The organism is Labilibaculum antarcticum (genome assembly GCF_002356295.1).
Lineage (GTDB): Bacteria > Bacteroidota > Bacteroidia > Bacteroidales > Marinifilaceae > Labilibaculum > Labilibaculum antarcticum.
Genome location: NZ_AP018042.1, coordinates 1,407,857 through 1,429,326, shown reverse-complemented (window position 1 = coordinate 1,429,326; position 21,470 = coordinate 1,407,857). Strand labels below are relative to the sequence as shown.

Annotated in this window: 18 protein-coding genes and 1 pseudogene; 5 read left to right on the top strand and 14 right to left on the bottom strand. The window is 35.0% G+C overall.

Features of this window, described 5'->3' with window-relative positions; translation table 11 throughout:
* Positions 1-1,008, top strand: a complete 1,008-nt coding sequence (locus ALGA_RS05280) for an FAD:protein FMN transferase (RefSeq protein WP_096428331.1) — start codon at positions 1-3, stop codon at positions 1,006-1,008.
* Positions 1,009-1,132: 124 nt separating this feature from the next.
* Here ALGA_RS05280 and ALGA_RS22920 read toward each other — a convergent pair whose 3' ends face one another.
* Together ALGA_RS22920 and ALGA_RS05275 are read right to left on the bottom strand one after the other, a co-directional pair.
* Positions 1,133-1,294 (bottom strand): hypothetical protein, encoded by a 162-nt coding sequence (locus ALGA_RS22920; protein WP_153244839.1) that lies wholly within the window; start codon positions 1,292-1,294, stop codon positions 1,133-1,135.
* Between the two features lie 99 nt (positions 1,295-1,393).
* Positions 1,394-1,636, bottom strand: coding sequence for a hypothetical protein (locus tag ALGA_RS05275; protein ID WP_096428330.1), 243 nt, complete (start codon positions 1,634-1,636; stop codon positions 1,394-1,396).
* Positions 1,637-1,998: 362 nt separating this feature from the next.
* On the opposite strand from ALGA_RS05275, the gene ALGA_RS05270 reads away from it, so the two are divergent.
* Positions 1,999-4,443, top strand: a complete 2,445-nt coding sequence (locus ALGA_RS05270) for an alpha-ketoacid dehydrogenase subunit alpha/beta (protein WP_197705714.1) — start codon at positions 1,999-2,001, stop codon at positions 4,441-4,443.
* Between the two features lie 322 nt (positions 4,444-4,765).
* Positions 4,766-5,249, top strand: a pseudogene (locus tag ALGA_RS05265) (N-acetyltransferase family protein).
* A gap of 197 nt (positions 5,250-5,446) precedes the next feature.
* Here ALGA_RS05265 and ALGA_RS05260 read toward each other — a convergent pair.
* On the bottom strand, positions 5,447-7,393 hold the full coding sequence (locus ALGA_RS05260) for a Na+/H+ antiporter NhaC family protein (RefSeq protein WP_096428329.1): 1,947 nt from the start codon (positions 7,391-7,393) through the stop codon (positions 5,447-5,449).
* 147 nt (positions 7,394-7,540) lie between these two features.
* On the opposite strand from ALGA_RS05260, the gene ALGA_RS05255 reads away from it, so the two are divergent.
* Complete coding sequence (locus ALGA_RS05255; protein ID WP_096428328.1) at positions 7,541-8,134, top strand: YqgE/AlgH family protein; 594 nt, start codon at positions 7,541-7,543, stop codon at positions 8,132-8,134.
* Positions 8,135-8,150: 16 nt separating this feature from the next.
* Here the strand turns inward: ALGA_RS05255 and ALGA_RS05250 are convergent, their stop codons facing one another.
* The 8 genes from ALGA_RS05250 to ALGA_RS05215 are packed head-to-tail and all read right to left on the bottom strand — an operon-like array spanning position 8,151 to position 15,677.
* Entirely contained in the window at positions 8,151-9,002 is an 852-nt protein-coding gene (locus tag ALGA_RS05250; protein ID WP_096428327.1) for an aminotransferase class IV, read from the bottom strand.
* A gap of 2 nt (positions 9,003-9,004) precedes the next feature.
* The gene (locus ALGA_RS05245) at positions 9,005-9,502 is read right to left on the bottom strand and encodes a D-glycero-alpha-D-manno-heptose-1,7-bisphosphate 7-phosphatase (RefSeq protein ID WP_096428326.1); all 498 of its coding nucleotides are present in this window, start codon (positions 9,500-9,502) and stop codon (positions 9,005-9,007) included.
* Positions 9,503-9,505: 3 nt separating this feature from the next.
* Positions 9,506-10,111, bottom strand: a complete 606-nt coding sequence (locus ALGA_RS05240) for a rhomboid family intramembrane serine protease (protein WP_096428325.1) — start codon at positions 10,109-10,111, stop codon at positions 9,506-9,508.
* Between the two features lie 9 nt (positions 10,112-10,120).
* Entirely contained in the window at positions 10,121-12,205 is a 2,085-nt protein-coding gene (locus ALGA_RS05235) for an OmpA family protein (protein ID WP_096428324.1), read from the bottom strand.
* A 4-nt stretch (positions 12,206-12,209) separates the two neighbouring features.
* Complete coding sequence (locus tag ALGA_RS05230; protein ID WP_096428323.1) at positions 12,210-13,172, bottom strand: PorP/SprF family type IX secretion system membrane protein; 963 nt, start codon at positions 13,170-13,172, stop codon at positions 12,210-12,212.
* A gap of 2 nt (positions 13,173-13,174) precedes the next feature.
* Positions 13,175-13,849: a T9SS type B sorting domain-containing protein gene (locus ALGA_RS05225; RefSeq protein WP_096428322.1), complete on the bottom strand. Its 675-nt coding sequence runs from the start codon at positions 13,847-13,849 to the stop codon at positions 13,175-13,177.
* Positions 13,850-13,894: 45 nt separating this feature from the next.
* Entirely contained in the window at positions 13,895-14,896 is a 1,002-nt protein-coding gene (gene holA / locus ALGA_RS05220) for a DNA polymerase III subunit delta (RefSeq protein ID WP_096428321.1), read from the bottom strand.
* A 10-nt stretch (positions 14,897-14,906) separates the two neighbouring features.
* Positions 14,907-15,677: an AMP nucleosidase gene (locus ALGA_RS05215; protein ID WP_096428320.1), complete on the bottom strand. Its 771-nt coding sequence runs from the start codon at positions 15,675-15,677 to the stop codon at positions 14,907-14,909.
* A 64-nt stretch (positions 15,678-15,741) separates the two neighbouring features.
* On the opposite strand from ALGA_RS05215, the gene ALGA_RS05210 reads away from it, so the two are divergent.
* Complete coding sequence (locus ALGA_RS05210) at positions 15,742-16,206, top strand: type I restriction enzyme HsdR N-terminal domain-containing protein (RefSeq protein WP_173803992.1); 465 nt, start codon at positions 15,742-15,744, stop codon at positions 16,204-16,206.
* Here the strand turns inward: ALGA_RS05210 and ALGA_RS05205 are convergent.
* From ALGA_RS05205 to ALGA_RS05195, 3 genes are all read right to left on the bottom strand, one after another.
* Positions 16,187-16,768 carry a GNAT family N-acetyltransferase gene (locus ALGA_RS05205; RefSeq protein ID WP_197705711.1) on the bottom strand — a complete coding sequence of 194 codons (582 nt, stop codon included), beginning with the start codon at positions 16,766-16,768 and terminating at the stop codon, positions 16,187-16,189. The two genes, ALGA_RS05210 and ALGA_RS05205, sit on opposite strands and share 20 nt — an antisense overlap.
* Complete coding sequence (locus ALGA_RS05200) at positions 16,725-19,730, bottom strand: PD40 domain-containing protein (RefSeq protein ID WP_096428318.1); 3,006 nt, start codon at positions 19,728-19,730, stop codon at positions 16,725-16,727. The genes ALGA_RS05205 and ALGA_RS05200 overlap by 44 nt, the downstream gene beginning before the upstream one ends.
* A 324-nt stretch (positions 19,731-20,054) precedes the next feature.
* Complete coding sequence (locus ALGA_RS05195; protein WP_096428317.1) at positions 20,055-21,374, bottom strand: dihydrolipoamide acetyltransferase family protein; 1,320 nt, start codon at positions 21,372-21,374, stop codon at positions 20,055-20,057.
* Positions 21,375-21,470 lie beyond the last annotated feature (96 nt).

The window sequence follows — 21,470 nt, the reverse complement described above, 5'->3', positions numbered from 1 at the left end:
ATGAAAAAATCACTGAATTTAATTGTTCTTTTTTGCGTTCTGATCTTTACTTCTTGTCAGGAAAACGGTAAAAAGTATTATTTCGATGAAGGCCCAATTTTCGGAACCTTTTATCACATCGTTTATGAGTACAAAGGTGATGATAATCTTCAGGAGGATATAATGGCTAAACTAACTGAATTCGACCTTTCCTTGTCTACCTATAAGCCTCAATCGGTAATCTCGAGGGTGAACAATAACGATACAAGCGTAGTGCTTGATCACTATTTTCTAACAACCTTTAAAAGAGGAGAAGAGATTTCCCGGATTACTGAGGGTGCATTTGATATGACTGTTGCTCCTTTAGTGAATGCATGGGGTTTTGGATTCAAAAATAAGCTTGATCCTGAATTGATTCCTGTTGATAGTCTACTTCAAGTTGTAGGATATACCAAAGTTCGTTTAGAAGACGGAAAAGTGGTGAAAGACGATCCTAGAATCATGTTTGATGCAAGTGCTATTGCAAAGGGATATGGTGTTGATGTTGTAGCCGATCTTTTGGAACTAAATGGGGTCGTTAATTATATGGTTGAAATTGGTGGTGAAATTCGTGCTAAAGGTAAAAATGACAAGGGCAGAATTTGGAGAGTGGGTATTGATAAACCAATTGATGATCCTTCAACGATGTCAAGAGAGATACAAGATGTAATTCAGATGGAAAATGGAGCACTCGCTACTTCCGGAAATTACCGACAGTTCTACATTAAGGATGGTAAAAAGTATGCCCACACCATCGATCCTCGTTTGGGATATCCAGTTCAACACAGCTTACTTTCGGCTTCGGTATTTGCTCCTGATTGTATGTCGGCAGATGCCTATGCAACCAGTTTTATGGTGTTGGGATTGGAAAAAAGCATAGAGTTAGTCGGAAAAGACTCCCTTCTGAAAGCCTATTTTATTTATAGCGATTCACTTGGCAATTATAAAACCTATATAAGCGAAAGGTTAAAGGAATCAATTATAGAATAACTTGAATTTATTGGAAAGAGTTGTAAAAAGTTATCGGTTCTTAGATTTCCGCAGCTCGGAAAATAAGTAGTTGTTATGAAATAATACAAACAACAGAGACCAAAAAACCGATAACCTATTTCATTTATTTGGTTTCACAATTTTCTTCATCCGGATTGGTGCAAGCACAAGAGCCACAGCTACCACCAGTGAACTTCGCATTTTTATCGAATAATAGCTTAATGCCCATTCCTAAAAAGGCCAGTAGCAATAAAAAGAGTGATAAAAGTAATATCTTGAAAAACATCGCCATTTTTATTTAGATTTAATAAAGTAACTCAAAGTAAATACGATTCTAAGATTAGATTGTTATATATCTAATGTTAAAATTTAAATTTATTTTGAGTTAGAGCGAGTTTACTTCTTTATCTAAAAGCGTAAGTTGCTTAAATTGATGCGATCTTTTGGCTTTAGCTTGCTCCATTTTATCTTGAGAGGTGGCACATCCAATCCCTCTTTTTTTCAAATCTTCATTTTTTCCAAGATGAAGTTCAGGAAACTTACCATTTTTTTTAATCAATATTGTAATTGCAAAACCAGCAAAGCTAATTGCCAGAAGAATAATTGTTATAAGTAAGACTGTAATCATTTGAATATATCTTGTACTATTTATAAAAAGCTTGAGCTACGAAAAGCGTCGAAATTATTTTGTTGTATTCCTAATTTATTATTTGTTGGCAACAACAAGTGTATTACATTAGTGATACAAACAAAATAAGAATCGCTATTAATAATTTACTAGCAAAGATATCATTTCGATATTGTTCTTCCAAACAAAAGAAGATCTTAAGGTCTGTAAATACTTGGATGAATTATTCTTATTTAGAATTATTCTTACTAAATTTGATGTAAGTTTAATTAGAGAATATTCTGTTAAATAAACGCACTAACACATATTAGTTTCCAAAGCAAGGGGGAAAATTGTTTTGTTGACTAAAAACGCAAAATTATATGTCAGAAATGGTAAAAGAAAATAAGGATACAAATAAAGAGAATTTGTCATTCAATGATTTTACATCTGAAGTTCTTGAGGATTATCGAATTGCCAATGTCAGTCGTCAACTAAGTATTTGGGGTCGAAAAGAAGTTTTAACCGGGAAAGCCAAGTTTGGAATATTTGGTGACGGAAAGGAAATTGCTCAAATTGCAATGGCTAAATATTATAAAAATGGTGACTGGCGCTCAGGTTATTATCGTGATCAAACCTTTATGCTTGCCTCTGGAATGTTATCAAGCGAGGAATTTTTTGCTCAATTATTTGGGGATACTAAGCTCGACAAAAATCCAGCCAACGGAGGTCGTTTAATGAATAACCATTATGCTTCCAGAAGTTTAAATGAAGATGGGAGTTGGAAAAACTTAACCAATCAGAAGAATTCTTCCGCGGATATTTCGCCTACAGCAGGTCAGATGCCTAGATTACTTGGCTTGGCTTATGCATCCAAAATTTTCAGACAGAACAAAGAATTGCATAATTTCCCTGAGTTTTCAGACAAGGGAAACGAAGTGGCTTTTGGTACAATTGGCGATTCCAGTACTTCCGAAGGTCATTTTTGGGAAACCATAAATGCGGCAGGTGTTCTGCAAGTACCAATGGCCATTAGCGTTTGGGATGATGGCTGGGGAATTTCTGTTCCCAACAAATATCAAACCACAAAATCGAATATCTCCGAAGTTCTTAAAGGATTTGAACAAGATGAAAAGGGGGATGGCTACCTAATTTATAAGGCTAAAGGTTGGGATTATCCTTCGCTTTGTAAAATGTATATGGAAGGTGTCGAACTTTGCAGGAAGAATCATGTTCCTGTTCTATTTCACGTTTCGGAAATGACTCAACCTTTAGGTCATTCCACTTCTGGTTCACATGAGCGATATAAAACCAAAGAACGTTTGGATTGGGAAACGGAATACGATCCAATCAAAAAAATGAAAGAGTGGATTCTTTCTATGGAATTAGCGAAAGAAGAAACTCTGGATGAAATTGAAAATATTGCTTTGCAAGAAGTAAAGGAAGCAAGAAAAGCTGCTTGGAAATCTTTCATCGATCCGATTATTGAAGAAAGAGATGCCCTGATTGAATTGGTAAAGAATGCAGGTTGTGATTGTAAGAAAACGGAACGAATCGACAAAATAGTAAGTGATCTGAAAAAGATTATTCATCCGATTCGAAAGGATAATTTTACGGCAGCAAAGAAAATACTACGATTTATTTGCAGCTCATGCGATAGCTTCAAACCTTTAAAATCGCAACTACAGTTGTGGCTCAAAAATTCTCTTGCAGAGAATCATGAACGATACAGTAGTCATTTGTATAGTGAGACTGATTTAAAAGTGCAAAATATCAAGTCCTGTAAACCGGTCTATTCTGAGCAATCTAAAATGGTAAACGGGCGAGAAATATTACGGGATAATTTTGATAAACTTTTCAGCAAATATCCTTTGCTGTTAACTTTTGGAGAAGATACCGGATTTATTGGCGGTGTAAACCAGAGTTTGGAAGGAATGCAGAAAAAATACGGTGAGCTGAGGGTTACCGATACTGGAATTCGTGAGGCTACAATTATAGGACAAGGAATTGGTTTGGCAGTTAGAGGATTGCGTCCAATAGCCGAAATACAATATTTCGATTACCTGCTATATGCCTTGCAAACCATGAGTGATGATTTAGCTACGCTGCACTACAGAACAAAAGGGGGTCAAAAGGCTCCGGTAATTATTCGTACTCGTGGTCATCGACTGGAAGGAATTTGGCATTCAGGATCTCCTCTAAGCATGGTCATCAACTCTATACGAGGAATTCATGTTTGTGTGCCAAGAGATATGACCAAAGCGGCAGGCTTTTATAATACGCTTTTAGAATCGGATGAGCCGGCATTAGTAATTGAACCACTTAATGGTTACAGACTGAAGGAAAAATTACCTGATAATTTAGGCGAGTTTAATACACCATTAGGTATACCTGAAGTTTTGGAGGAAGGAACCGATATTACATTGGTAACTTATGGGTCATGTGTGCGAATTGCTGAAGATGCAGTAAAGCAGTTGAAAGATTTTAATATTTCTGTTGAGTTAATTGATGTTCAGACTTTATTGCCATTTGATATTAATAGTCGAATTCTTGAATCAGTAAAGAAAACCAATCGAATTGTATTTTTCGATGAGGATGTTCCTGGAGGAGCTACAGCTTTTATGATGCAGAAAGTTTTAGAGGAGCAGAATGCTTATTTCCATTTGGATTCAGAACCAAGAACAATAACTGCTAAAGATCACCGTCCAGCATATGGTACCGATGGAGATTATTTTTCAAATCCCAATGCCGAAGATGTATTTGAGATTATTTACGATATCATGAGAGAATCAAATCCTCAAAAGTTTACTGCTATTTATACCAATTAAGAACGAATTTTCTTTCTTTAAATATGAGAAGAGGCTGATTTTGAAAAAAATCAGTCTCTTTTTTTGTTACTAAAAGTTAAACATGAGATTATTCTCATATTGTTGTCACCCTTTTCTCGGATTAACCTGTTATAGTATTGTTCGAGAGGATCTATAGGGGAGAATCTTGAATATTTTTAGTTAATAATTGTTGGATGCATGTGGTAATTTGACTGACAATTCAATTTTTAAGGGCTTCAAGATATCTTGAGGAACCAGCCATCTCGTAAGGGATGGTTTCTCTTTTTTTGTATCTTTAAAGTGATCTGAAAATCTAACTAATATGATAAGAAGTGTATTCTCTTCAGATGCTGTGGAAATTTGTGAAATCTACAATCACTACGTAAAAAGCTCCGCGATTACTTTTGAGGAGATTGAAGTTTCTCGGGAAGATATGAGATTAAGAATTGCAGGAGTTACGGCAGAATTGCCATGGATTGTTTTTTATGAAAATGAAAGGATACTTGGGTATGCCTATGCAAGTGAATGGAAATTAAGATGCGCTTATAAATTTTCTGTTGAAACTACAGTTTATTCATTTGGATGCAACAGGCAAAGGAATTGGCACAAAATTGTATCAAGAATTGATAGAAAGGCTAACTAAATTAGATTTACATGTTGCAATTGGGGGGATTTCTTTGCCCAATGACGAAAGTATCGCATTACATGAAAAATTCGGTTTCGAAAAAGTTGCACACTTTAAGGAGGTTGGATATAAATTTAATAAATGGGTAGATGTTGGATATTGGGAATTGATCTTAAATTAGTGGTGTTAAAAAAAGTTAAAACAACAGGAGGCTTGTCACCTTTTATTGAATAAAGCTGTCTATAGAGTATAGAACTTTTAGTTAGTGTTGATTTGATGCATTGTGGTTAGTGGTATAATTGTCAAATTTGATAATTGCAAATCAGCATAGGATTTATTCCCGACATATTTGGTACCAACCATTATATGTCGGGTTTGTTATTCCGTTTTCTTTCCTGCATATTTCACAATTAAATAAAGAAGAGTAAAACCAACTGGAATTAAAATCCATGAAGGAACTCCATAGGCAGCGGGAAGCAGTCCTGCAAAAATAGATACAAACCCAACAGTTAAAGCATAAGGTAATTGCGTTCGCACATGTTCTATGTGATTACAAGAGCTTGCCAGAGAACTAAGGATGGTCGTATCGGAAATAGGAGAACAATGATCGCCCAATACAGAACCTGCTAATATCGCCGATACGGTAATATAGAAAATGTTCATGCTTTCAAGATCATTCATTCCGGCAGAATGACACAAAGCCCATGATGCGGGCAAGATTAAAGGATATAGAATTGCCATAGTTCCCCATGAAGAGCCTGTTGAAAATGCAATTAAAGCTGACAGGATGAATGTAAAGGATGGCAAGAGAAATGGTGAAACATTACTTGCAATTAGAGTATTCGAAATGAAATCTGCAGTATGCATATCTTTGGTGATGTCGGCCAGAGCCCATGCAAGTACTAAAATAAGAATTGCAGTCAGCATAGTTTTAAAGCCACTTACTAAAGCATCAATAGCCTTACCCAGACTAAGTATTCTTTGACTAAGAGTAAGCGCCATGGCGACTAAAACGGCCGAAAGCGACGACCACAAAAGAGCAAGGTAAGAATCTGATGCTCCAATAATGTGGGATAGTTTTTTGCCGAAGGCAAGATTTGTATCATTCCAAATGTTTGCATCCCATCCAGTATAAACCAATCCTGCGAATGTTCCTAAAATTACAATTAAAACAGGTATGCCTGCATTGTACCAACGGGTTGGAGTATCTTTATCAATCTCAATTTCTTTCAATTCAGATGAAACCATTACGGGTTCCGAAGAATCTGAAGAATTTGATTCTTTTCTGCATTTCTGTTCTGCTTTTAACATGGGACCAAAATCTTTCTTCAATATTATTAGCATCAAAATAAAGAATAGGGTAAAGAAAGGATAGAAGCGCGTAGGTAAAGAATTCAGGAAAATACTGTAAGGACTTTCTGTTATATTGATTTGAACTGTTGCAGATTGAATGTAGCTTAATTCAATACCAATCCAGGTTGTGATCATGGCAATAGATGCTACAGGAGCGGCAGTGGAATCAACAATGTAGGCAAGTTTCTCTCTTGATATTTTTAATCTGTCGGTAACAGGACGCATTGTATTTCCAACGATCAATGTATTGGCATAATCATCGAAGAAGATAAGAACACCTAAAAACCAAGTTACGAACTGACCAGACCTCGGACTGCTAGCAAATTTGGAAAGTTTGTTAACAATTCCTTGCATGCCACCATTTTTGGTAATTAAATTCACCATTGCGCCAATCAACATCGAAAATAGAATAATGGAAATATGTCCGGTGTCGGCTAAAGATTGCAGAATGTAAGTATCTGATATGGCGAATATAGATTTAAAAAATGCGGTAAAAATCGAAGCTTCCTGATAGGAATAGATTAGCAAGGTTCCGGAAAAGAGACCTACGAATAATGCAGAAAAGACTTCTTTAAAAAAAAGGGCCATAAGAATGGCTATAAGTGGTGGTAGTATTGATAACCATAAAGGAATTGGATTAATTACCCTGCTGTAATTTTTGTTTTGAAAACTGATTTGAAGTACCCTTTTTTTCTTGAAAATATGATGAAATACAACTTGCCTATTTTCAACTTTAGCCAAGATGTTTTGTGTGTTTACACGAACCCAGATGCTATCATTCTCATTGATACTACTTTTCTCTTTATCTATTGAAATTTTAATTTTTGTCGGAATATCAGCCACTATGATCTTTGGAAGTTCAACTCTTAGTTCTTCTAAGGCTTCATTATATGCCTGATTTGATGCCTGAGTTAAAAAAGGAAGTAAGCTGAAGAGGAATAGGAGTAAGGTAGAATTTATTCGTTTGTGCATGGAACAAGTTTTAGGGCAGCTCTAATATAATAAATTTGTAATATTTATGCTAATTGAATTGATTCCGTAAAGCACAAGGCTAATTCCTGAATTTCTTTTTTTAATCAGTAAAATTGGTTAATTTGGAATTATAAATAAGTAAGAATTATGGTGGACGAGACATCAGATTTTTTTGGAAGAGGAAAGAATAACATCAATCCGAAAAAGGGAAAAGTACTAATTGCTGAGCCTTTTTTGGAAGGTCGTTATTTTAAACGATCGCTCGTTTTATTGGCAGAATGTAACGAGGATGGTGCTATTGGTTTTGTCCTTAACAAGCCAATTAACCTAACTATTGATGAAGTGCTAATTAATATTGCACATTTTGAAGGGGACGTTTTTGTTGGAGGTCCAGTAGATATAAATCGGATCTATTTCATTCACACAATACCTAATTTAATTCCGAACAGCATTCATATATTCGATAATTTGTATTGGGCAGGCGATTTTATGGTGTTAAAAGAATTGATTGAGCAAAAGGTGGTTCGACCAGAGCAAGTGCGTTTTTTTGCCGGGTACTCGGGCTGGAGCATTGGCCAGCTTAGCGAAGAAATCAATGAAAATTCTTGGTTGGTAAGTCAACTTGATGTTTCGGAAATCATGAATTGTAATAATGAAAAATTATGGGAACAATCTTTGCGGCGAATGGGCGGACGATACAAAATGTGGTCTAATTTTCCGGAAAATCCGGGTATGAATTAGCTTCGGTGTTTACCTGTTAGTCAAAGGCCTTTCGGTTCAATTCTTCAATTAAAAGTTTAGCTGTTTTGTTAAAATATCTTCTTTCCTGATAAGCAACAACCCATTGAATACCACAAATTGCATTGGTGAGGAAAATTTCATCCGCATTTAAAATATTTTCATGATTGATATTGCAATCATCAAAAACAGTAAGGTTCAAGTTAGTAGCAATTTCAATTATTTGCTCTCTCATAATTCCTGAAACGCCACCATTTTCAATCGAGGGAGTCAGCAAAACACCATCTTTTACAAGGAACAGATTCGAACTTATACTTTCAGCAATATTTCCTCTCTCGTTTAGCAAAAGGCAATCATCCCAATTCATTTTTTTACGGTAGTTGGCAGCAAGAATAAAAGGAAGTGAGTTGCCTGTTTTGTATCTCGATACAATGCTGTACGATTTTCTCATTTCCTCGTAAATCCCAATTTTTAGTCCTTTTCGATTTAGCAAATAGTGAGCATTTTCAAGAACCGATGTTTCAATTACATAGGAAATGGAATTATCGGTTGGAGTGTACAATCCACCTTCTTTTCGAAAAATGCTTAGACGAATTCGAGTGCCTGCAAACGCTTTGTTTTTATTGATTAAAAAAATAATATTTGTTTTAATCTTTTCACGAAATCCAGAAGGAATAATCATGCCTAAACAATCCATTCCTTTCGTTAATCGATTAAGATGTTCAGGAAGAAATTGAATTTCAGTACCGTTTGTGTGAATGGTCTCAAATAGCGAATCACCATAACGAAATGCTCGGTTTCCTGCACCAAAAAGCAGTGTGTCTTTTGGGTATAATTTACCGTCTAAACATATTTTTTCAACTGTATCCATTACTAAATTTCTCCTTTTACTATTTGATCACAATAAACACTAATGTTTTCGTTGGATTGAATTTTGATTCCTTTTATCCCTGCAGCTTCTGCCGCTTGAATATCTCTCGGACTATCACCAATCATATACGATTTAGTTGAGTCGATATTGTAATCGATAATGGCTTTTTTTATGAAATAAGGATTTGGCTTGCGGCAATCACACGCTGCCACACTTTCGTGATGAGGGCAGAAGTAGATTTGTTCGATGTGGATGTTTTCCTTCTCTAATATCGAAAGTAAATGATCATGAACCATCTCTACATCCGATTCGGAATAGATTCCTTTGGCAATTCCTCCTTGGTTTGTTACAATAAATAAGAGATATCCTGCCTCTGTAATTTTTTTTAAGGAAGGAATGATGCCTTCATTGATTTTAAAATCTTCAATTTTATAAATATAATAATGTCCTTCGTCAGAGTTTATTACACCATCACGATCAAGGAATAAAGCTTTTTGCATGTTCTAGAAATTGAGAATCTGCTTCAAAAATAAGGAGAATAATTGGGGTTTAATAAGGATAGGAAATAGAAATCCGAAAAGAGCTCCATAGAAATGAGCGCTATGACCAATATTATCCAAGTTCTTTTTGCTCATGTAATAGGAATAATACAGATAGCCTATTGCAAAAACGATTCCTGGTATTGGAATAAAAAACATGAAATAAATCTTCTCTAAGGGAGCAAAGAAAATAGCAGCAAAAACAACCGCCGAAGTGGCACCCGAAGCACCAACAGCATTGTAATGATAATGCTCACGATGTTTCCTTAAATCGTAAAGAGTAGAAAATACAAGAGCCCCAACATACAAAAGAATAAAATAGAGAACAGCAGAAGCTCCAAAATAGTAGTTGAAATAGGTTTCAAGCACTCTACCAAAGAAGAAAAGCACCACCATATTCACCAATAAATGATCCCAATTGGCATGAAGAAACCCATAAGTAAATATCCTATACCATTGGTTTCTTTTGACTATTTGGTAAGCATTAAACTGGTATTTGTACAATAACTCAACCTTCTTAAAGGCTGCTATTGATATTAGAGCAGTAATGGCAATTATAATAATGGTCATATTTTTAATTTAGAATGCCTCAGATAATTTTACAACTAGAGCTGACCTGCCAGAATCGTATCCGGCTGATTTGTATTGAACACGATTTGGAGTTATGCCTTTGGATATAATATATTCTGTGGCAATTTTAGCTCTTTTTTCGCAAAGTAACCTATTTTCTTTTTTCCCTTTATCCTGAGTAGTAAAGCCATTTATTTCAACCGAAATATGAGGATTTACTTTTAATAAACCAGCAAGGTTATTTAGTTCTGCAATTGTGTTTTCCTTTAATTCCCATGAACCTGCATCGTATTCAACTCCATAAAGTTCCATGTATTGATTTCCAGAGTATTTTTGAAGTTCTATTTGTTCAAATTTATTAGCTTGAAACTTGTAATTGTTAATCACTTTAGTGAAATAACCTTCTTTCTGGATAATAATATTGTAGGTTTTTGAAGGATCAATATCCTCTGTAAAGTCACCATATTCATCACTAAAACATAGAGAATTACTTTTGTAGGTTTGATTAATTATCTGAATTGAAGCTTCTTCAACAGGACGAGCAGAAAATTGATCAATAATATTACCCTTGAATTGAACCCAATGAGTTGTATCCATCGCAATATTTAATTGTTTTGGGGCTGTTTGTTCACTAGATGGGAAATAGAGAATTCGTTTTGTTTTGTAACCAGGTTTGCGAACAATTAAACTGTAATTTTTGCCTTTGAAAATATCAAAAGAAAAAAGTCCGTTTTTGTCCGATTTAGTTGAATTCTCCTTCGATAAATTATCCATAAGAATAAGCTCAACATCTTTCAAGGCTTCTTTGTTGGTACTAGCAATTAATCTTCCTTTTAGATTTTGTATTTTATCTGGATTTTGATGAAATTCAAAAATATCATCACTGCCATTTCTGTTTGAAGAGAAATAGCCTATGTCTTTATTTTTTCTGATTAGGTATCCAAAATCATCTTTTGATGAATTGAAAGGAGGTCCTAAATTTACTGGATAGGTCCATTCGTTTTGCTCAAAAATTGATTTGAAAATATCCAATCCACCAAATCCGATATGGCCGTCGGAAGCAAAATAGAGATAACCATCTTCGGCAATAAATGGAAACATTTCGTTGCCATCGGTATTTATTGAAGACCCGCAGTTAATTGGACGACTCCAGGCAAAACCAATTTTTTGACAAACATAAATATCCGTACCTCCATAGCCTCCATCCATATTTGAAATAAAATAAAGGTGTCTTCCGTCCTTAGAGATGCTGGGATGTCCCATGGAATAGCTCTGACCCGAGAATTGGAATAGTTCTGCTTTGTCCCAGTTATTCTCATTGTGCCTTGCAGTATAAAGGTTTAATTCCGATTTACCTTGCAGGTTTAGAGTTCCTTTATTTCTGGTGAAGAAAATAAATTTTTCATTGGAGCTAAAACAGGCTGGGCCTTCGTGATATTTCGTGTTAAAATCTTCAGAAAAAGGAGTAGGAGGTAGAAAATGATCTCCCGACTTTTCTGAATAGTACATATCCAGGTAATATTCTCCACTTCTTCCATCAACTTGTCTTGATGTCCGGTTTTTACGCCCGGAAACAAATACAAGTCCGTTTTTATAAAATGCTGAGGCAAAATCAGATTGTGGTGAATTAACACTTATTGGTTTTATTGTATACAATTGATTATCCTGCAGTTCATTTATTAAATTACAGGAAAGAATCAGTTTTGCTATGTTTTGATCTTCGGGTTTTAATTCGGCATACTTTTTAAAAAAGACCTTGGCTTTTTCATAGTTACGTATTCTCTTTAGAAGATTTGCATATTGTAAATAGTCGTCAGCATTTGCTTCAGGACTTGCAACAATATTCTCTAATAAATAGTTCGCCTCTGTATCTTTTTGAATTTTAAGGTAACAATCAGCAAGCTTTCTTTTTACCTCTATATCTTCAGATTTTTCAAGCTGTTTTTCGTAGTAGCTGGTTGCTGCCGCATACTCTTTGTTTTCGTATAAGCGGTCGCCTTTTACAATTAGATGAGCTTGCGCTAATGATGAAGAAACACCAGTAAGAGCAAATACAATAACCAACAGAAAATATATGATTCGACTTCTATTCATATTACTAGAAATATCTTGGTGATGTAATTTGACTTTTACGTAATGATAAATTGTAATTTAGTATTATTTCATGATTTGTATAGCCTTTTGTGGGATATTTTCCAAAAGATTTTTCATAAGAGTATGAAAATCTTAGTTTTTGAGTGAGCTGATAACCAAGTAAAGCCGCCCAGGTTCGATCACTTCTGTAACCTGCTCCAACCGATACACCACTATCGTGAATAAAATCGAGATTTACATTTATTAAATTCGATGTTTTATGTGACCCCACGAATAAAACGGAAGGAGAGAAGTCTATTTCGCGATTTAAAGGCAGTGTTACACCAGCACCTAAATAGTAGAAGAGAGATTTGGAATCAAAACTTACATTATTAGATATTCCTTCGGTGGATGGTTGGTTATTGGAAAGTAATCGTGGAATTGATGCGCTAAAATAATAATCGGGTGTGTAGTAGTAAAATCCGACACCAAAATTAGGCACCCAGGTCGAGATGTTCTTATCTGGAACGATGTTGTCGCTTTCTTGAAGATTACTGCTGATATTAGGATCGTAAAAGTTAAGTTCAGCCCAGTTTATTTGTTTGTTGATAAAACCAGCCTGCAGTCCCATTGATAATTTACCTTCGTAACTGATTTGAATTTGGTAGGCGTAATTTAAAAAAATGGCAACGTCCGATTGAATTCCAAACTGATTGCGATATGCAACAGCTCCTACACCTGAATTGGTGTAATTAATTGGTGCCTGGAATGAAACTAATGCTGTTTCCGGTGATCCTTCAATACCCACCCATTGGTTCCTGTAGGCAAGTACAGCTTCCATAAAACCACTACTCCCAGCGTAAGCCGGATTGTAAAATAGTCGATTGTATTTATGATTTGAAAAGCGGATTTCTTCCTGTGCCTGTATCTTTAAAGAACACAGAAGGATACATACAAAAAGAAGAAAAGGGGTGTATTTATGACTCATTATCAGTACTTAATAACAATATATCCACTTTTCACATACTGTTTGTCGCTAATAATCAACTTAAAGAAATACGTTCCTTTGGGTAGTTTATCTCCAGGGCCTAATTTTGCCCCGGCTTTATTATATCCACCATCCCAAGCGTCATCATTAGTATAATTCTTTTTTTCAAATACCTTGGTTCCCCATCTGGAGAATACAATGAATTGATTCTCAGGATAATTTTCAATTCCATTGATGTAGAACTTCTCATTAGCTCCGTCATTATTCGGGGTAAAGGAGCTTGGAATTAAAAGTTCAACCTGATTTGGATCAATAACCTTTACAACTACAAATGCCTTACTACACTTATTGGCTTCATCGCAAATCTGATAATGAATTGTATCTGTACCAAATGAATTTTCATAAGGATAGAAAATCATTAACCTGTTGTTTTCGATCAAATGCATTTTTCCATATTGATCGGATTGCCTTAAGATTGAGATCTTGAGTTCATCAACATCAGAAAATTTATCATTTTCTAAAAAATCAACTTCTATATATACCACCTCGTTTGCTACACTGTTATTGGTTATTGAAACCGTATCGTTTTGTGCAACAGGAGTAATCTGTCCAAAACTTTCTGAGAAGTTTAGACAAAAAAGTATGGAAAGCAGTAAAACGGGTAGATAAAATCTCATAGTTGGGATTTATGTACAACTTAATATTTTTTTTTAAATAAAATGCTAATGAAGAATTTTAAAGATCAATTCTTTTAATAAATCTCCATGCTTCGTACTTGCATCTCCAATTCCTTTCGATTTAAGATCATATTCCCGCAGCAATGCAATTATAGATACCAGTTTTTTAGGATTATAATTTTTTGCTGCTTGTTTATAGTCTTTTACAAAATATGGATTAACGTGTAAGCTTGTTGCAACCAATTTATCGTTGGTTTTATTCTTGATAAAATAATACTTTAAAACTTTTGAGAAATACGAGTGTAATAAGGCAATGGTTACAACCATCGGATTATTTTTTTCATTCGTAGCAAAATAGTTTATGATTTGATTGGCTTTAAAAACCTCTTTTTTGCCGAGAGCATTTTGTAATTCAAAGTTATTGAAATCTTTAGAGATTCCGATATTTTTTTCAATGTCACTTGGCGTGATGGTACTATTTCCTGTAATATTTATGGTTAATTTGTCAAGAGCATTTGTAATTTTGCCCAGATCGTTACCTAAAAATTCGGCGAGTAGAAAGCACGCTTTTGAATCTATTTGATAACCTTGTTTACTTGTATAATTTTTAATCCAATCGGGAACTTGATTTTCATATATTTTTTTTGAATCGAACAAGATTCCATTTTTGGCAACCTCTTTCGTAAAGTTTTTTCGCTTGTCTAAGGATTTATATTTGTAGTTAATGACAAGAATTGTAGAATGCAAAGGATTTTGAACATAGGATTGAAGTTGTTCTATGTTTTTAATATTTTGGGCTTCTTTGACTACAACCAGCTGTTTCTCGGCCATCATTGGAAACCTTCTGGCTGTTGTTACTATGGTCCCGATATCAGTATCTTTTCCATACAATATTATTTGATTAAAATCTTTGTCAGATTCATTCAAAGCATTTGCAATAATGTAATCGGTAATTTGATCGATAAAAAAACTTTCTTCTCCCATTAAAAAATAAATCGGAGCATATTCTTTCTTTTTTAAGCCTTTAAGGATATCCTCAAATGTCATATGTTTTGTTTTAGAAGCGCAAGTGTTTAACCGACTGCTTATTATGCATTATTTCTTTTAAGGATTCAATTCCTATTTTTATGTGTTCCTCAACAAAATTAAGTGTTACACTGGCATCACTTTCATCTGTTTTTATTCCATCCGAAATCATAGGTTGATCGGAAACCAAAAGCAAAGCACCTGTTGATATTCCATTATAGAAGCCAACAGTAAAAATTGTTGCCGTTTCCATATCTATGGCCATGGCTCTGGTCTTGGATAAATATTTCTTGAAACGTTCGTCGTATTCCCAAACCCGCTTATTGGTAGTGAAAACTGTTCCTGTGTAATATTCTCTATTTCTGTCAGAAATTACCTGAGAAACGGCTCTTTGAAGGCTAAAGGCTGGCAATGCTGGAACTTCCGGAGGAAGATAGTCATTAGAGGTTCCTTCGCTGCGAATTGCTGCTATGGGTAATATCAGGTCGCCGAGTTTGTTTTTGCGCTTTAAACCTCCGCATTTGCCTAAAAAAAGCACTCCTTTGGGTTTGATTGCACTTAGTAAATCTAAAATGGTTGCGGCATTCGGACTTCCCATCCCAAAATTAATGATGGTAATATTATCAGCAGAAGCATTTGGCATTGCTTTATCTTCTCCAATAATTTCAACATTATGCCATTTCGCGAAAAGCTCAACATAGTAACTAAAATTAGTTAGAAGTATATATGGGCTAAAATCAGAGAGTTCTCTGCCAGTATATCTTGTTAACCAGTTTCTAACAATTTCCTCTTTTGTTTTCATGTGGATTTAGGAATTAAATATCAGGAATAATCTTCTACCTTTGTAGACTATTATAGCAATTTTCATGGAAAACTTAAATTTACCAACTTATTCCTTTAAAATAAAATTGGAACTGCAAAGAAAACTAATTTTTGACAGTATTCGAAAGAAGTATGTGGTATTGACTCCGGAAGAGTGGGTCAGGCAAAATTTCATTCAATATTTGGTTGATGAAAAAGGTTATCCGGGATCTTTAATTGCAATTGAAAAGAAAGTTGATGTTAATCTTCTTCCTCAACGAAGTGATATTGTTTTGTACAATAATAATGCACAGGCTGTTATGATTGTTGAATGTAAATCGGTAAAGGTGAAACTAACCCAGGATGTTTTCAATCAAATTGCACGTTACAATATGAAACTAAGAGTTCCTTTTTTAGTTGTTACCAATGGCCTGCAACATTATTGCTGTCAAATGGATTATGAGAAAAAGAGTTTTAAATTTATTCCTGAAATTCCTTTGTATGCAAGTCTTAAAAACTTTCAGGATTAATTTTCTGCAGGCTGTATTCATCTATCCATCCATTTTTGGAGCGAATCCAATCTTTTTTATTCCCAATAATTTCAAATCCTAGTTTTGTAAAAAGGCGAAGACTAATTTCGTTGTTGGCAGTAATGTTACAATACAACTGGTGCACTTGCAAAGTACTGAATGCATAATTGCAAAAAATCTCCAAAGCCTCGGAAGCAAATCCTTTATTTTTATTTTCGGCACTATTTATTAAGATTCCAACTCCTGCTCTTTGGTGGAATGGATCAAAATCGAAAAGATCTATTAATCCTATGGCTGTATTTGTATCAATTAATTCAATGACTAAACGGAGTTGTTTGGTCTCAAAAATATCCAAATGTGATGATTCCAGATATTGTTTTAAGATAAAAATTGAAAATGGTTTTAAGGTATGACTCACCTCCCAAACAGTAGAATCGTTCTCCCATTTGTAGAGTAGTTTTAAATCAGTTGGTTCGAGAGCTCGTAAACGAATATTTTTGCCTTCCAGGATCTGCATTTTAGTGTTTATTGTACCATTTAATTTCCCTTGTGAAAGCATCATAATAGCCTTTTTTCGCTACTGAAGAAAGTCTGCTTTTTGCTTTTTCGAATGATGAATACTTTTGAAAAGCATATCTTGATAAACCATCATTCCCCTTATAGATTCGAAGGTTATCTGTACCTAAATTTTTGAAGTAGGAAAGAGTTTTCGCATTGCGAAGAGCCATTACCTGAATAGTGTAGAAGTTATCTGTTTCATCGGTGTTAAAATTCAAAACATGTTCTCCTTTTAGTGATTTTCTTACGAATGCATCCCAGTATCCTCTTTTAAGAACAAATCCTAATTTCGAAATAGCTTCTCCTTTATTTTGATATGTTCCAAAGGTATAGCGATACAAGCCATCTAAATCTGAGAATACTTTTACATTGCCTAAATCGGCAAAGTAAGATAGAGGTTTCGGAAATCGAAGTGCCATTACCTGGATGGTGTAAACGTAATTTTCGGAATATTTCATTCCAGAATAAAGCAACTGGTCACCGATTACTGTTCGAACAAATGCATCCCAATACCCCATTCGTATCAAACGGTTCATTTCTGTAATGGCTTCCTGATAGGATGTGTATTTTTTATAGGTATATCTCGTAAAACCATCCCCACCAGGAAAAGCTTTTACATTATCCAGATTATCAAAGAATTCAGCTTCAACAGAAGATTTAAGCGCCATTATTTGAATCGTGTAATAGGTTTCCCCACCTTTTCGTTCCTTGGTTAGATTATCGTTCGATAAAATTCTAATTTTTGAACTGGTAAATCCTTTTGATTCAATATCTTTTTGTGCTTTAACAGCTTTCTTGTAATCTTTAAATTTGCCGTATGTGTAATGGTATTTTTTATCGGAACCTATTGTCTCTTTAACACCTGCAAGCTCTTCAAAAAGTTCAGGTTTCGGAGAATTAAAATTCCCTAAATCTAATGTGAAAGCTAAGTCGCCAGAATCCAATGTCTCAATTTGGGAGTCTTTGGAATCAGGTATTGATTTCTTAATCAGTTCAGATTGTTCCCCGATTGCAACATCTTCGGTTTTTGGAGTTGGTGCATTTTTCTTAGCTTCTGGAATTATAAGTGGATATTTTATTGCATCCACCTTCTCTTCAGAAATAATTGTTTCAGTATCACTCTCCGTTTTAGGGCTAATAATAGCCTTTTTAGTTTCTGCCGGTACATCAGAGTCTATTGTAGTTTCTGCTGGTACAACAGAGTCTATTTTAATTTCCTCTCGGGCACTTATTGTATCATTTATAACTTCAGGAGTAATAAACTTTTTATCCTCTGGAATAGTATCCTTAGTAGTAGGCAGTTGTCCAGTTTCACTTAGTTTACTTTTTTGATGATCTATTAATTCCAAGGTGTTTGGATAGTCTGGTTCATCTTTGGTTCTTAAGGTTAATGGAAGCAGGGTAATCACACTGTGATTTTCCTTGTTGGCAAATTCAGGTGGAATATTTAAAACGGTACGAAGAGTTCTGTATCCTTCAGCAACAATTTCGATATCGTATTTTTTACCGGCATCAACAATAAATAAGAATTTACCAGTTGCTGCATTTGGTGTATATATTCCGATTACATTTCCATCTTGACTCACTGTGATTTTAGAATTTATAACCACGTCGCCACTTGAATTAATAATCTTCCCTTTTAAAACAAATAATCCCACAACATCTTCGTCAGGAGTTTTGATTAAAAAGATGTCCGTTCTTCCAAAACTTCCTTTTCTGTACGAAGCAAAATACGCTCTTTTACCATCGGGTGTTGGAGTGTAATAAATATCATCATCTGTTGAATTAATTGGATAACCAACATTAACTGGTGAAGTCCAGCGACCGTTGATGTTACTACTTTTGAAAACATCTAATCCTCCCATTGTTTTATGGCCCGCCGAACTGAAATATAGGGTTTTACCATCCGGATGAATGAATGGCGAATCTTCGTCGTATTCGGTATTGATTGCAGGACCTAAATTTCTTGCCCGTCCCCATTTGCCGTTTGGAAGTTTGGTAACGGTATAAACATCCATGCCACCAAATCCTCCTGGGCGATTACTGGAAAAGAATAACGTTCTGTTATCTGCAGAAATTGAAATATGACTTTCCTTACTTGATGAGTTAATAACAGGGGCCAGTTTTTCAGGTTGGCTCCACTCCTTACCATTTAATTTACTCCTGTAAATATCTCCACCTTCCGATTCCCGACTGTTAATAAATCCAGCTTTGTAAATATAAAGTTCCTGTCCGTCGGCTGAAATGGAGATGGAGGCATCGTGGTCTATTGTATTCAGCTTTGCAATACCAATGGGATCCGACCAAATTCCATTTACTCGATGTGAGATATAGATATCTTCAAAATATTGACCATCAGAATCTATTTTGCTTCCGGTACCGTTTCTGCGGGATGTGAAAACCATGGTGCTTTCATCAGCAGTAACTCCAGGACTATGCTCCGAGTATTCTGTGTTTATTTTATTTCCTAAATTGATAATTGAGATATTCACTGGATTCTTCATCAACTCAATACCATTTTTACACATCTCGACATTTCGCTGAATGTCATTCCTAAAGGAAATATTTCTAGGTGAAATAATCTGTAATAAATCTTTGTATACTTTTAGTGCTTCGTTAAATTGGTAGTTGGCATGATATGCCTTGGCCAAATTGAAGTATACATCCATCGAAACATTGTTCTTGGAACTCGTGTATTGAATTGCTTTCTCCAATAAGGCAACAGACTTTTCTTTTTCAGAAACAATGTTCAAATAACACAATCCCAATTTAAAATTCAAATCCGCATTTCGTGATGACTCATCAAGTAACTCCTTGTAAATGAGAGCTGCTTTTGCGTAGTTTCGATTGTTCAGGAATTTTTCGGCAATTTGATATTGTCTTTTCGATGTGATTTTTTGTTTTCGAGGAGAAGCGAAAAGAGAGTGAGAGCTTATTATCCCTATAAAAATAGAGATAAGTACCATAAAACAAACCTTTAACGCAAAAGGTGTTTCTTTGTTCAGTTTATGGGCTGTTGAACAGGTTATATGGTTTAAATTAATTAACAATAACTAAATATAGTAGATAAGGGTTAAACTCCAAAAACAAATGTAATAAAAAAGCAGAATTGTTAATAAAAACTTATTCTTTTCTCTTTTTTATTTAATTCCTGCTAAAGTAGTGAAGAATAAGCATTTTTACTGTACAGAATAAATAATTTTGTTTGGTGTTTTGAGTAATAGTCAAGAAATTGATGCAAAAAAGCCATTGAAGAAGATTCAATGGCTTTTATTCATTGTTTTTTGAGCTTATATTGTTCTTTTCGTATCGAAGTTTTCGAGATTTTCAGCAATTCTTTTTAGAAACATTCCTCCAAGACCTCCATCAACTACTCGATGATCATAAGAAAGTGATAAAACCATAATGTGTCTAATTCCGATTGTATCTCCGTGAGGGGTTTCTATAACCGCGGGCTTCTTTTTAATGGCACCAACGGCAAGAATTGCTACCTCTGGTTGGTTAATGATTGGCGTTCCTGTCGTACTGCCAAAAGCTCCAAGGTTTGTAATGGTAAACGTGCTGCCTTTTATTTCGTCGGGCTGAAGTTTATTCTTCCGTGCCCGATCTGCCAGATCATTTACTTTTGTAGTAATCCCAATAAGATTTAATTCATCAGCTGCTTTAATAACCGGCACAATTAAATTACCACTCGGAAGAGCCGTTGCCATTCCGATATTGATATATTTTTTGCGAATAATCCGATCACCATCAACAGAAATATTAACCATCGGATAGTCTTTCAAAGCACCGGTAACGGCCTCAACAAAAATAGGAGTGAAGGTTAGTTTTTGATTTTCCTTTTTAAGAAATTCATCTTTCACTTTGTTTCTCCACTGTACCAAACCGGTAACATCTACATCAATAAAAGAAGTGACGTGAGGAGAGATCTGCTTGGAATTGACCATGTATTGCGCAATTAGTTTACGCATGCGATCCATTTCAATGATTTCAACATTTTCGCCATCGTAGCTTTTGTGAGCAGGCACTGCCGCAGAAGGTCCGGAGCTAATTGGTGCGACTATTGGCTCTGCAGGAATGATTTTGGCAGGTTGTGATTTTTTATTTTTCAGATATTCAAGAATATCTTTTTTCGTGATTCTGCCAGCTTCTCCTGAACCTGGAATTTGATTTAATTCATCAGTTCCAATATTTTCAGTCTGAGCAATTGTTCTCACCAATGGAGAAATAAAATTACCATCTTCAGTTTTATTGCTGATTTGAGGAGCTATTGTTTCTAAAAGAACAGGTGCTGCAATGTCTACAGTTATTGGTTCCTGTTTTTCCGGTTTTGGGCTTACTTCAATTTCTTCAGTATCCGTTTCTTCTCCTTCAGTAGCAATAATGGCAACTACATCTCCCACTTGAGGAGTGTCGCCTTCGTTAAAAAGAAATTTAATGATTTTACCTGCTTGAGGAGTTGGAATCTCAGAATCAACTTTATCCGTTGCAATTTCCATGATGGAATCTTCTTCCTCAACAAAATCGCCAACTTTCTTAAGAAATTGAGTAATTGTTGCTTCAGTAATTCCTTCACCCATTGCGGGAATCAGGATTTCTATTTTAGCCATGTTAGTGTTGTGTTTTTGTTGTTGTGTTTATTTAGTCTAAATACTACACGAAATTAATAAAATAACAGAAAAGGACAAATACATCCGAAAAGGGAT